A 13,914-nucleotide genomic window follows, 5' to 3' on the forward strand; every position below is an offset into this window, starting at 1 on the left:
TGCTAAAGTAAGTATAGTCATTTACTTTTGCAATAACGGTCAAAAATGATAGTATAATTTTTATGGAAACAAAAAAGCCAAAAATGCTTAAATTTAAAGGGAATGAATACCCTTGCTGCGCAAGCTTAACCATGGGACTCATTGGCGGAAAATGGAAAACAGTTATTCTTTTTTATTTGATAAATGAAAAGTTAAGGTATAACGAATTGAGAAAATCAATGCCTACTGTTACCGAAAGAACATTGAGCTTACAATTAAAAGCTTTAGAAGAGGATGGTTTAATTAAAAGAAAGGTTTACACTTCAAAACCTCCTTTAAAGGTCGAATATTCACTAACAGATTTTGGTAAAACTTTAATTCCGTTAATTCAATCTATTGCAGATTGGGGCGATTTAGTCGTTGAGAAATATTCTTAACTGATTGGTTTTTTGCTTTTAGCCAATATTGTTGTGTATGTTTTGTTACGTGGTTTTAACACCTAATTTATTTAACAAAAACCTAATAGAAAATTTGCGTGGATTTTGATAAGTAGGCTAGTGCGTACAATAAATTACATATGGTGTAAGGCTAAATGTTTTAACGGATGGCATCGTCAACTGATTTACTGTCTACAAACTGCTCAAAACTGATAATTTTACCATTGTTTAGTTTCCAGATATGGGCAACACGCGCTTCAAAATACTTGTTCGTTTTTTTATAGGTGCCGGAATATGTGCCATATGCAACTACTTTGTCTTTATTTGAAATATAATCTTCAGGAGTAAATTTATAATTAATCCACTCGCTACCTAAGCGCTGAAAAACATTTTCGGTAATACTTTCTAAACCAATATATGTTCCTGCATAAGGAAAACCTTTGGCTTCTGTCCAACTAATATTTTCAGCTACATGTTTGGCTAAATTTTCACCGTTTTCTTCTGAAGTTTTACCTTCATACGTGCTTTTTATAATTTCTAAATTTGTCATTGTTTCTTGTTTAAATGAACAACTTGACATTACTAAAAGTAATGCCAAGTTGATAATTATTATAAATCTTACCATTTCATTTCTCCTGTATTCACTTTTGCTCCTAACACTAGTGCTGTTTCAAAAGTTAAATTTGGATATTTTGATTTTATCGTTTCTATCAATTCTTCAGATGTAGAGTTGCTTTTTAAAGCTTCTTCATAAAACTGAATGTAATTTTTGGTATGATTTACAGCATCAATTGTAAAGTCGGAATTTGTATTTGCGTGCGCAGGAATTACTATTTCAGGTTTTAAATCACTTATTGTATTTAAAATTGAAATCCAGTTACTACGTGCCTCTGTTGTTTGTGCATCTGCCATCCATACATTAAATGTTGTGCCAAAAACATTAATACCACCTAGAGCTGTTTTAATTGAAGGTATCCATACAAAAGTTCTTTTTGGGAAATTGTCTAATCCAATGATTTCTAGTTTTTCGCCTTCTAACTCAATAGTGTTTCCTTTTAGAACTTGCGGTAAAATAACGTTAGACGTGATTTTATCACCTAATCTTTCGCCCCAAACGTCTAATTTCTTTTGAGCTGTCGCTTTTATATGTTCTATTGTTGCAGGCGATGCATAGGCCGTAACCTCAGGAAAATATTTTTTGAATACTTCTAATCCGAAATAAAAATCTGGGTCACCATGAGACACATAAATAGTAGTTAAGGTTTTCCCTGAGTTTTTAATTTCTTGGGCTACTTGTTCTGCCTCTGCCAATGTAAATTGTGCATCAATCAATACGGCATCATTTTTACCTGAGATAATTACAGATGCCACGCCGAAACTATTTTCGGATGCGTTGTAAACTTGAAGTTTAAATTTGCTTGTTTCTATTGTTTTAAAACTTTGTTCTTGTGCGTTCATTTTGAATAAAATTAAAATTGTGAATAATGCTGTTGAAATAATTGATTTCATTTTTTTGTCTTGTTTTTAATGATGGTACAAAGATGCAACGGTTACCTACTTCAAAACATTGAACAAGTTCAATAAATAAACTATCAGTAATTATTTACTAGCTATTTTTCGTCTTATTTTACTCAAAAACTCGTGGCTTATGCCGAGGTAAGCGGCAATTTGTAGGTTGGTTAATCGTTGAAAGAGGTTGGGGTATTTTTCAATAAAGTCTATATATCGTTGGTCGGCTGTTTTACTCAAATTATCTATCATTCGTTGCTGTAACGCGATATGCGTTTTTTGAGTCATGATTCTAAAGAGTTTTTCTATTTTAGGAATATTGATATAAGCAAACTCTTTATCTTTCTTTGAGATTAATAATACTTCACTGTCCTCTAATGCTTGTATGTAAAGTTGTGATGGTGTTTCGTTGGTAAAACTATCTATATCGGTAATCCACCAATTTTCTTGAGCAAAATAGAGCACTTGTTCAAAACCATTACTATCTATGTGGAACACTCTAAAAAGACCTTTGTTAACAAAGCCCTCAAACTTGCAAACCTCTCCTTCACGCATAAGGAACTGCTTTTTTTTAACGTCCTTTTGGTTGAATAAGATGCAAAAATTTTCTAGCTCTTTGGTAGAAAGTGTAATGTGCTTAAGGATGTTATGTTTTAGTAACTCTGTCATACTTGTAGAATTTTTACATTACGCCCAACGATTTTGTATATGATTTTGTTGCGTGTTAAAGTAACTAAGTTAGCAAATACAATCCAAATAGAAAATTAGAGAGGGTTTTGGGAGGTAGGCGAGTACTATTTTTTTTCACAAATAACTTTTCATCTTTCAAATGTTTAAGAAGAGTAGTGGTTTTAAGATCACAGATTTTTCAGTTTAGACCATATTTTATTGTTGTTATTATCTTTTGTTTCGGCCAAATTTTACCATTATTTATATAAGTTGTTATGTGTTGGCCTTTTTTTTAGTTCTATTTTAATGATGAGTTTAATGTAACTTTTTTAACAAATATTAAGGCATCATACATTTCAAATAATTTTCCTTTTATCAATGCATATTTAATTTGTCTTGGTAAAATTCCATAGCCACCAATTCCTAAATAGTAATTATTTTTTGTTAAAAAATTGTTCATTTTATCATCTTTAATTGCTTCACTAAAATCAAAATAAAAAATAGCTTTTGATGATTTAAAAAAAATTTCTGAAAATGTGTTTTTAGTAACAGTATTAATTTCTGCCTCTTCCCATTTTTTGTCTTTATTATATCCTTTTACTTTACCAACACCAAAATCGAAACCTACTGAATAATATTTTAAGCCAATTTTTTTTTCTAGCCAATTGCCTAATGAAGGGATTGAAGTTTTTGGTGGTAATTCAGTTTTTTGAATATGGTAATTATGTGCAGAAATAAAAGCTTTTTTAAAGTCCGATGCATAAAATATTAAATCTGCCATGTTTTTATCTCTAATGTTTTGAGTAGGTTCATTCATAAAAGTGATATAACTTTTCAAAGCCTCTAGACCATTTAGAGCATCTTGCTTATTTTTAAAAAGTGATATATTTTTTATGCTGTCTTGTACTGATTGAATTTGAGAAATTTCTGCTGTTATCTCTTTTATTTTATAAGGTTCAAATTTTTCTACTTTATATTTTTTAAATAACTCTAATATATTGCTTTTTAGTTCAAAATTATTTTCTTGAAATATTGATTCTAGTATGGATACTATATTATAGTTAAACATGCAATCCATACCATAAATTTGGATTTGATTTTGGATAGTTTGACTCTCATTATATGTTTTAATCCATTCGATAAGAGACAACATTTCTGACGTATGCAAAAATCCTTGTCTAAAATTTTTAATAATTTCTACTGGATTTCCTTCTCCATTTTTAACATATTTATTTGCTGAATATGCACCGCCAAAACTTTCTTCTAAAAAAAGAATTTTCAAATTATTATTAATTACTAGATATTTGAAAAATTTTGTTTTTAAATTAAAAAAATCTTTGTGTTGGTGTGATGCTTCTCCAAACCCATAGATTCTCGCATTTTTAAATTTTTCTGACATACGATCAAAAGGGATATTGATGTCGTTAGTTTGATTGGAATTTGAAATATTTAAAGCATTGTTATCAATCCATCCGATAATTGGTTTCTCTTGAGCTCTTGCAAAATTGAAAAATATTAAAATGATAAAAATTATAAATTGTTTATTCATAAATCGGGTTTCATTTTTTAACTTAAACGTGTTTTTGTATGATTAGTGGTGTTATTTAGCACCTAATTTAGCAAATAAAAACTGAATAAAATCGACTGGAATTTTTGTATGTAAGCTAGCACTAACTATTAATTTTATAAGTTGTTTTACAGTTAATTTGCTAGATTTCCGTTGATAAATGTTTTTAAGCATTTAATTTTACTCAATGTATTTGTATCAACTTTTAAAGGGTTCTTATCTAAAATAACAAAATCTGCATATTTCCCTTTTTCTAAAGAGCCTATTTTAGTTTCCATGTTAATTTGCCAAGCTGCATCCAATGTTAAGGATTTTAAGGCATCCATTACAGTTAATTTTTGATTATATCCTAACGTATCTCCTGAAGATGTTTTACGCTCTACTGCTGTTTGGATTAATCTAAAAGGATGACTTTCAAACATAGGTTGATCTGCGTGTAGGGTAAATTTAATATCCTTATCTCTAACAGAGGCTAAAGGTAAAATTTTTTCTGCTCTATCTTTTCCAATTAAACTTGCTTTTAAAGCATCACCATAATAATATAAATGATTGATATGAAAGCTTGGCGTAAGATTTAGTTTTTTAACTCTATCAATATTATCAATTGGAAATAGAAGACCATGTTCTAGTCGATGCCTTGAAGTTGAAAAATCAAGTTCCTTTTCTAGTTCTTCATATATATTTACAACATCATTTACAGCAGCGTCTCCTTGTGTATGAATTGCTATTTGCCAGTCTTTTTTGTGATAGTCGATAATAAATTTTTTCAATTCATCCTTATTAATTAATGCTTTTCCTTTATGCTCATTGGGTATATGCAATTTATGGTTTGAGAGATCGGAATCTATATATGCTTCGTTTAAATACATAGTGCCAATATAGGGAGAACCATCATACCAATGTTTAATTCCAATAATATCGTAAAAATCATTTCTACTATTATTGTTTTTTGGCATTAGATGTCCCATATCATGTCGGATATACATAAAGTGTCTTGGGTTTTGTTTTCTTTTTGGTAAGTATCCAAATTTTTCTAAAATACTTCCCAATAGTTTGGGGTCTTTATTAGACAAGTGGTTAAATAGCATTAATGGTTTTTGGTCTTGAATTGTAATTCCAGCAGAAACAATTGTAGTGTTTCCATTTTTTGCGTATTCAGACATTACTTTTGAAGCAGCATTAATTAGTTTTTTTTGTGTTAATACTTCCGATTTTAAGATGTCGAAAAAGGGTTTTATTGCAAGTTGCTCAACAATTAAACCATTAAGTTCTCCTTTGTTATCTTTTCCGTAGAAACTTTGATTAGAAGGGTTTTGAGTATTCTTATCTATTTTTACAATATCAAAAGCTTTAGAATTTGCCCAATAATTATGCAAGCTTTGACTAAAAAATAGTACAGGATTATTTGGTGCGATACTATCTAAATATTTTATCGAAGGTGGAATTAAATCATTAACCAGTATTGGATCAATACCTTTGCATATTATCCACTCTCCTTTATCTGCGTTCTTGATTATTTTTTCAAAACTACTCCAGACTTCCTTATTTGATGTATGTTTAAAGCCAGATAAATCATGCATTTCAGATAAAAACATACTAATTGAGAAGTGTGTATGTGGATCAATAAAACCTGGTACTATTGTTGCTCCTTTTAGATCTACTACTTTAACGTCTTTAGAAATGAATTTTTCAAGTTCTTGGTTGGTTCCAATTTCTATTATTTTACCATTTTCAATATACATTGCCTCTGCAAATGGTTGATTCTCATTTAGGGTAATTATATGAGAATTCTTGTATAATGTTGGTGGATTTTTCTCAAAATCTTGTTTAAGGTAAAAACATGAAATTAGAATAAAAATTATTGTAATCAAACTAGCTTTCAATATCTTTTTCATAGTTTATGTTTAATTGTAGACAAAGGTCTTGGCTATGAGTAGATGCGTAAGTTAGCTCTTAACTTTGAAAGTACACACCAAGATGGAAATTCTGTAGAATTTCCAAAGTAAGGAAAAACGAGCCATTACTTATAGCTATTGTTGGTAATAGTAGTTTTTAATAGTAGTTTATTTTAAAAGAATTGACTTGTTTTGATATTGGGACATGTTTTCCATTACCTTGAATATATATTTTAGGGATTTTATTACTCGATTTAACAAAAGGGCCTATTCCTGAGATGAAAATAGAATCATTTTTGAATTCAAATTTATACTTTAGATTCCCTAAAGAATCTTGATAATAACTAATATTATCTTCTATTTTTATTTCGGTTAACAGAGATGTTGTTTGATAGCTTGGAGCTGCTTTGGTTATGCTATGGTATATATAAACACTATTGCTTGAACAAGGCTTTATTAATATCTCTCCACAATTTTCTGTTTCGATATTTTTACCAAATTTATAAGTTCCTACAATTTTTTGATGTTTAATTGAGACGTTATTTGTTTTATACTTTGTGACTATAGAATCAGGCGTTTTAACATTTTTAATTTCACCATCATTATCAATCCGTAATAATTTTTTCATAGTAACATCATAAATTTGTCTATCATCAATATCATATAAATCTGTAGGTTCAGCATTTATAATTTTGATATAATTTGGATAAAATTTAAAGTCTATTTGCGTACCCTCTATGGCACCACCACCAATATTGAATTCGTCAATTTTTTCTCCCCCTTTATTGTAGGTAATTAATGAATAAAAATCATAGGATACATCAGAACTACGAAGTATAATGGAGTAAAAATTATCGGATAAATTAACGTATGATATTAATGAATTTTTAACCTCGAAAAGGTTATTTTTATTTGTGTTGTTGTTTATCTGTAAAATTTTTTCTTGAATATTGTTTAATTCATTTCCAGTATAATGTTTTGGACTGATTTGTAGCAATGAATCTATAAATAATTGAGTTTTATCTTGAAGGTATTTATTATTACCAAATTCAATAATATCAAGAGCTAATGTGTCAGCCCCATAACTATTTAAAACTTCCCACATAAATAAATCTTTATCAGTATCACTAGCTAAATCTGTTGGGTTAGTTTTCTCTTTATTAATTGTAATATCACGTTCAATTTGTGCCTTTTTACTATCAATGTTTTTTTCTGTATTATTTTCTTTACAAGCATAAATAAATAATATAATTGGGATGATGAATTTAGCGGTATTAGAAAATTTCATTTAGTTATACGATTATTAATTATTAACAATAGTTAGTGTATGCGTAGTGGCAAATTTAGTAGCTACTTGCTAATAAACTTTAATGGTATAGATGCGAGCTACAAACTTTGATATTTATTACTTTACCACCACTAAGTAGGACACATTGTCACAGCCATGTGCTGTGTTTTCGGAATGTCTTATTAAGTGAATAATCCAAAATATTTTCAGTTTTTTTCTTTATTGAATTTTGCTTTGAAGTTCTTTCACTTTATCTTTCAATTCTTTTATCCTTAATTCCTTATTAATAAAAAATTTGTTAAATGATTCAAGTTCTTTGTTTTTTTCTTCAAGGTCTTTTGTCCTTTTTTTTACTAAGTCTTCGAGGTGGTTTTTATGTTTTTGAATTTCTTTTTCGTTTTCTTCTGCTTTTTCTTTTAATAAAATTTGCTCTTTCTCAAATAGTTTTATATCAGTGATGTCCGTAATGGTACCAACATATCCTATTATTTGATTATTGTCGTTTATTTCAGGAGCAGCACGACCCAATACCCATTTAGTTGAACCATCACTTAACAAAAAACGATATTGAGTTTCGGATGTTCTATTCTCAATGGTTGCCAGTTTCCATTCCTTTTTAACTTTTTCAATATCATCAGGATGGACTGCTTTAAACCATCCATCACCAAGAGCTTCATTCATCGACAAACCGGAAATCTCACACCATTTAGGGTTGACAAAAGTTGTGTATCCATCACTGAGTGTATGAAAAACACCAACGGAAGACGTATTCGTTAGTGTTTGATATTTAATTTCCTTCAATTTAACTTCTTCTGAAGTTTTTATAGCATCAGATTTAGCGATTTCAAATTTCTGTCTGTAAGTTAATGGCTTGAATACATCATTTATTTTTAAGTAATTGGTTTTGAATTCCCTAGTGTCGAAATGCTTTAAATAAATAGAAAAGATAACACTATAAAAAATTGCAACAAAACCTTTTGAAATTAAGCCCGATATTACAATAGTATTAATGTTATCGTAGTTCCAAAATGCTGTAATCGAAAAGAATGTAGTGTCGAAACTCACCACGATTAGCATGGTCAAACAAATTTGAAAAAATAGGCTTGAGAGGCGTTTGGATATAAATTCATAGATAATAATGATTAATAATGAATCGAGAAAAAGCGCAATTGTGCCTATAAATAACACCCATGCATTATTATTAAAAAGATTTGTTGAAACATTAAATGGGTTGTATGTAGATGTTTCTTTAATATTCCAACCAAAAGATTCAATAAGTAGCGACATGACAATATTTGTAATCAACAAGGCATAAATTATTTTTCGGGTTTCACTAGCATCTTCTTTTATGTAAATAATTAAGATAGCAAAAAGTGACGCAGTAAACAAAATTGATGAACCTGGTGATACGAGGAAATTCTTTGCCAATTCAACATAAACTGTGCTTGAAAGAAACACTTGCATAAATTGGAATAACCCCAAACATGCAAAGACTATTCCTATTCCAAGTTTTTTACGAAGGTGGAATAGCATTAAAATCAATAATGAAACTAATATACCTTGTGATAATAATATTCCTAATTGATAATAGTTCATATTCAAAATTTATTAAAAGTATTGATTAAAATCATACTGTTAAATTCTATTTTTTGTCAACATTGGCTAGGTTGTTGTTTATGGTTTGTTGCGTGTTTAAGCATCTAATTTAGCAAACAAAAACGAACGCGAGAAAATTCCGAAGAAATTTTCCAAATAAGCACTAGCCAAAGCAATTAAATATTTACGGTGTTGTAAAACGTTTTTTCAATAAAGACTTTAGTTATGTGGTTATTGATAACTGTTTATTTTCTCAATTACACTTTTTCTTAAAGCTGTATCGATATTTCTTTTGAACTCTTCTGTTGTTAAAATTAGTGGATTTTTTTCTGTTGATTTTCTTAATCTAAGTAATTTCATATCATCTAATAAATTATTTACAAACGGATGGTTTGAAATTTGAGCATCGACACCATTCTTAATCGCAAATGATTCAAAATAATTAAGGGATTTCAGATGTTTTTTATTTTCTTCAAGAGTATTGGGTAATCCTGTTCCTCCCCATATTGAAACATCGTGATCAATATTATTATCAGTTGTATTGATTACTAATGAAATAGCACCTTTAGTATGGCCTGGTGTTAACAATACTTTTATGTTAGTTTCCCCAAGAGATATAATTTCTTTATCATCTACTTTTTGATAGGATTGTGGTAGTGGTAAATCACTTGATTTATTTCCAAAAGGATCTACTAAAACAAGTGCATTGGGATCGTGAATACCATTCCAAGCAACTTCGCTCATTAGAATTTTGGATTTATAGGTTTTCTCAATATAATTAGCGCCACCATAATGATCGGCATGCTCGTGAGTAACCAATAGGTACTTAATATCTTTAGGGTTTAATCCAAGTTTTTCTATGCCAGGAATAATAACATTCTTTGCATCATCATTAGTCCACATGGCGTCTATTAATATTATTCCTTGTGTAGTATTTACAATAAATGCTCCCACACCTTCATAACCAACAAAGTAAATATTATCAAATAATTTTGTAGGTTCAACAATTTCTGTATTGAATAGTGGTGAATCACTAAGATCATTTTTTTCGTGAGAATTTGAAATAGGTTCTTCTTTCTTCTTTTTAGAATTACATCCCAATATAAGTACTGTGAAAACTAGTAAAATTATGTTTTTCATGTTTTGATTTTAAATGTTTTACAACGTGTTTGTGTATGATTAGTGGCGTGGTTAAGCACCTAATTTAGCAAATAAATCACAGATAGAAAGTCCGCGAGGACTTTAGTAAGTAGGCTAGAACCAGCCTTAATTATACACGTTGTTGCCCACAGTTTTTATTTTCAGTACTTTTTTTCCAAGTAAGCGATTAAATTCATTAAAGTTTTTTCATTGGCTGGAATGAAATAATTCATTAATGACAAGTATTTCGGATTGTTTTTATATTTAATTCCGAATGATTTAATATTGGTGTGTCCATTTTCTAACTCGTCAAAATAAATAACATTGAAAAAATCCTTGGCATCATCTTTCATAAATTCAGGGAAATTATCGGTTATTTCTGCTTGTAAAGTCAGAAGTCTTTTTGGTACGTAATTTATGATGTGAGTAACAATTGTAGTGCTATCTCCAATTTTACCTTGTTTATTATAATTCGTTTTGATATATCCACCAACTTTCAGGTCAACTTCCGCAAGTGGTACAGCCCAATTTTCCCAACCTTTTTTGTAGTGTAAGCATTCCAAACAGAATCTATTGGTGCTTTTACAATTAGTTCTTGGATTAGAACTAATTCAGGTGTTTTTGTTGAATCAATTTTCGATACAACTCTTTTCTCTTGTCCGAATGCAATTGAGGTCAGAAAGACTGAAAAGAGAAGGATTAGTGTTTTTTTCATTTGACTTTATTTTTCATTATTTCGTTTTCTTAAATTGTGGGCAACGTGCTTGTGCATGTTTAGTTACGTGGTTAAGCAACTAATTTAGTAAACAAAAACCGAATAGAAAGTCCGCTAGGATTTTCGTAAGTAGGCTAGAACCAAGCAATAAATTATATAGGGTGTTAGCGGTTCGGGCTTTTTTCCACTTATTTATTTTTATTACTAATGTTCAGTCGGAATAAAATCAAATTTGAATTTGTCTCATCAATTCTATCAGTACTTTTAAATTTCAATTCTTTAAGTAGATTGGTTGAACTTTGGTTGTCCTTATGTGTATAAGCATCAATTGTTTTTAGTCCGAGTGTTTGAGTTGAATATTCAATTATTTTTTTCACTGTTTCTCTCATAATTCCTTTTCCCTGATATTCAGTTAAAAGTTCATATCCAATTTCACATTTTTTAAGTTCTGCTGAAATGTCGAAAAGACAAATTGTCCCAACAAGTTTTTTGTTTCCTTTTTGTTGAATTGCCCAATAAGAAAGGCTGTTGTTTTTTATCTTCTTAATAAATACCAATGCGTCTTCCAGTGTCTTACTTGGATTTCTGTCAAGATATTTGTTTATTAAAGCGTCAGAACGAAGAATAAATATTTCCTGGACATCGTTGTCAGATAATTGTCGAAGAGTCAATCTTTCAGTTGTCAATATAGGGAAGGTTTTCAAATTTCTATGTTCCATTATGTGATATAATATTTGCGTCTGATTTCGTTTTCCTTGCCTGACCGTTAACGGTCTTGTGTATGATTAGTGTCGTGTTTAAGCACTAAAGTTAGCAAATACTAACCGACTAGAAAATCCGCGAGGATTTTCGTAAGTAGACTCGTACCAAGCAATTAATTTTATACGTTGTTGGCTTCTAGTGCTTTTTGTCTGCATAATTTTTCGTTCCGATTTTCTTTTTTCAGTCAGCTTTTAATTCCGCAAACTTGCTAAATTTCCACAATATTTTTCAATTCCGATTTCAGGGAGCAATTCCGAAACTTGATTAATTCCGTTTGAGTGAGATTTCGAGTTTCCAATTCAGATTCAAATTCCGCAAACAAACTAAAGTTTCTAATGTGATTTTTTTCTATAAAACAGATTTAGATTTTCGATAGTTAGAATATATTTTAATAATACCAAAAGCCGAAACGAACAATATCATAAAAAATCCTACATAACTACTTTTAAATGGTGATTCCTTGAAAAAATCAGTCATTAATAGTAGGAAAGTACCTGTGCTAAAGAACCACAGAATAGTCAATATTATTAATTTCTTCTTTGAAGGTTTTTTCTGTTCTTCATTTTTGATGTTTTTCATATTTCGTTTTTTGGCATTAAAGCTAACGTTGTTGTATATGGTTAGTTGCGTGTTTAAGCAACTAATTTAGCAAATAAAAACCGAATAGAAAATCCGCGAGGATTTTCGTAAGTAGGCTCGTACCAAGCAATTAATTTTATACGTTGTTGTGCGTAGTTTTTTTATTTAAATGGTGCGAACACATTATCATTATTCTTTTTACTTTTCCTAAATAAAATTCCAATTCCGATGAAGACAATCGTGGCGAGAGGAACTATTTCTTTGGTGAAATTATAGTAGATAATTAAATCAGCTATAATTCCAATAAACACATAAAATCCAATTGGAAGTTTAGTCCTAAACTCACTTTCAAACATTAAGTGAGAACCAACGGGATAAATGTACTTATTGTATCTTTTCCTACTTTCCATTTTCTGTTTTTGAATTTCAGAATAGTTGTTTTCGTCTATCGAGAAGTCTATTTCTTTTACTAATTCAAAATACTCAATTAGTTTATCTTTCAGAGCATTCGCTTCAGAATTGTTGAACCGAATTATTTTATTAGATGCATTAATTACAGATTGGTAATGAAGCAATTCCTTTATTTTTTCAGGCGCATTTTCAAATTCCAATATGAATTCAGCCAACTTTTCGCCAACTAAATTTTTATATCTACCAAAATTTTCAAAACTGTCTGATTTCATTAAATTTTTTGGGTTAGTTTGAGTGAGTTCAAATTACTCACAACGTTGTTGTGTATGGTTAGTTGCGTGGTTAAGCAACTAATTTAGCAAATAAATCACAGATAGAAAGTCCGCGAGGACTTTCGTAAGTAGGCTTGAACTAGCAATTAATTTTATACGATGTTAGCCGTTCGGTTTTTATTAATCATTTTCTAAGAAAATTTCCCAATATTCAATATTCATTCCGTTATTATCATTTTTAGTTTTAGATAAAAAGCTTTCCAATTCCATAACCGAAATTGGATTTTTTTCAATTTTATTTGGATTTTCTCTTTCGATTGATAATTTTTTTAAATCATGTAATATTTGACTAAAATTTTCAATTGAAATTGCAATATTAATTTCTTCCCATTCTCCAATTCCATGTTCAGCAGTATAAACAGGTAAATTTGGTTTTTCAATATCGACAAATATCGGATCAGCCATATCATCAGTTGCAATTACAATCCAATTTTTTTTCCAATCTCCATTGTTTTTTCCAATTAACGATTTCCAATTTTTTGTCAGGCTATATCCAATTTGCTCTTTTTTAATGTTTTCTAATTTGAATATATTTATTTCGCTAAAACCAATTGAAATATCTTCTGCATTTGAAATAAATCTTTTAAAGTTTTTATTAGCCAACAGCGCATTCAAATTTGGATTTTCACTACCATTAAATAATTTACTAAAAACACTCATTTATTCTATAGGTTAAATTAATATTTCGTTTCGGATTTCTGCAATTGTCGCAAACTGAAGGCTAACGTGTTGCATATGGAAAGTTGTGTTTACGAGCAATGAAATTCCGAAGGAATTTCAGCAGTAAGTAAATAAACAACTTCCATAACTTAAGCACTAAAGTAAACAATTTTTTATATGCTGTGTTGCCTACAGTTTTTAAATTTTACTTTTTTTTGAGTAACAAGCTAATTCGGTTTACGTCGTTGTTACGTCTGAGTGAAATTCTGTATTACGTACTTTTTGACTTTTAATAACTTAAAATTCTAAAAAAAATCGCGAAAAACTATCAGGCTTTTAATCGGTGTTTTAGATCCGCAATCAGGCTAAAATTCT

13 protein-coding genes are annotated in these 13,914 nt (G+C 29.6%); 1 reads left to right on the forward strand and 12 read right to left on the reverse strand.

Annotation, left to right across the window (positions count from 1 at the left end):
• Positions 1-62: 62 nt before the first annotated feature.
• A complete protein-coding gene (locus M890_RS0111030) occupies positions 63-416 on the forward strand; it encodes a winged helix-turn-helix transcriptional regulator (RefSeq protein WP_051437512.1) in 354 nt (117 codons plus the stop codon).
• A 160-nt stretch (positions 417-576) separates the two neighbouring features.
• Here M890_RS0111030 and M890_RS0111035 read toward each other — a convergent pair whose 3' ends face one another.
• From M890_RS0111035 to M890_RS16760, 12 genes are all read right to left on the reverse strand, one after another.
• Positions 577-966 carry a nuclear transport factor 2 family protein gene (locus M890_RS0111035; RefSeq protein ID WP_028283599.1) on the reverse strand — a complete coding sequence of 130 codons (390 nt, stop codon included), beginning with the start codon at positions 964-966 and terminating at the stop codon, positions 577-579.
• A 68-nt stretch (positions 967-1,034) separates the two neighbouring features.
• Entirely contained in the window at positions 1,035-1,925 is an 891-nt protein-coding gene (locus M890_RS0111040; RefSeq protein WP_028283600.1) for an MBL fold metallo-hydrolase, read from the reverse strand.
• A gap of 90 nt (positions 1,926-2,015) precedes the next feature.
• Positions 2,016-2,594 carry a Crp/Fnr family transcriptional regulator gene (locus M890_RS0111045; RefSeq protein ID WP_028283601.1) on the reverse strand — a complete coding sequence of 193 codons (579 nt, stop codon included), beginning with the start codon at positions 2,592-2,594 and terminating at the stop codon, positions 2,016-2,018.
• Between the two features lie 298 nt (positions 2,595-2,892).
• Positions 2,893-4,143 (reverse strand): erythromycin esterase family protein, encoded by a 1,251-nt coding sequence (locus M890_RS0111050; RefSeq protein ID WP_028283602.1) that lies wholly within the window; start codon positions 4,141-4,143, stop codon positions 2,893-2,895.
• A gap of 152 nt (positions 4,144-4,295) precedes the next feature.
• Positions 4,296-6,056, reverse strand: a complete 1,761-nt coding sequence (locus M890_RS0111060; RefSeq protein ID WP_028283603.1) for an amidohydrolase — start codon at positions 6,054-6,056, stop codon at positions 4,296-4,298.
• A 157-nt stretch (positions 6,057-6,213) separates the two neighbouring features.
• Positions 6,214-7,344, reverse strand: coding sequence for a hypothetical protein (locus M890_RS0111065; RefSeq protein WP_028283604.1), 1,131 nt, complete (start codon positions 7,342-7,344; stop codon positions 6,214-6,216).
• 219 nt (positions 7,345-7,563) lie between these two features.
• Positions 7,564-8,940, reverse strand: coding sequence for a PAS domain-containing protein (locus M890_RS0111070; protein WP_028283605.1), 1,377 nt, complete (start codon positions 8,938-8,940; stop codon positions 7,564-7,566).
• Positions 8,941-9,171: 231 nt separating this feature from the next.
• Positions 9,172-10,080: an MBL fold metallo-hydrolase gene (locus M890_RS0111075; protein ID WP_028283606.1), complete on the reverse strand. Its 909-nt coding sequence runs from the start codon at positions 10,078-10,080 to the stop codon at positions 9,172-9,174.
• 161 nt (positions 10,081-10,241) lie between these two features.
• Positions 10,242-10,643 carry a hypothetical protein gene (locus M890_RS0111080; RefSeq protein ID WP_028283607.1) on the reverse strand — a complete coding sequence of 134 codons (402 nt, stop codon included), beginning with the start codon at positions 10,641-10,643 and terminating at the stop codon, positions 10,242-10,244.
• Positions 10,644-10,983: 340 nt separating this feature from the next.
• Positions 10,984-11,481, reverse strand: a complete 498-nt coding sequence (locus tag M890_RS0111085) for a GNAT family N-acetyltransferase (RefSeq protein ID WP_232219150.1) — start codon at positions 11,479-11,481, stop codon at positions 10,984-10,986.
• A gap of 816 nt (positions 11,482-12,297) precedes the next feature.
• Entirely contained in the window at positions 12,298-12,819 is a 522-nt protein-coding gene (locus M890_RS0111095; RefSeq protein ID WP_028283610.1) for a hypothetical protein, read from the reverse strand.
• Between the two features lie 180 nt (positions 12,820-12,999).
• The gene (locus tag M890_RS16760) at positions 13,000-13,539 is read right to left on the reverse strand and encodes a hypothetical protein (protein WP_157243279.1); all 540 of its coding nucleotides are present in this window, start codon (positions 13,537-13,539) and stop codon (positions 13,000-13,002) included.
• Positions 13,540-13,914: the final 375 nt, after the last annotated feature.

This window comes from Olleya marilimosa CAM030 (assembly GCF_000518485.1).
Taxonomy (GTDB): Bacteria; Bacteroidota; Bacteroidia; order Flavobacteriales; family Flavobacteriaceae; genus Olleya; species Olleya marilimosa.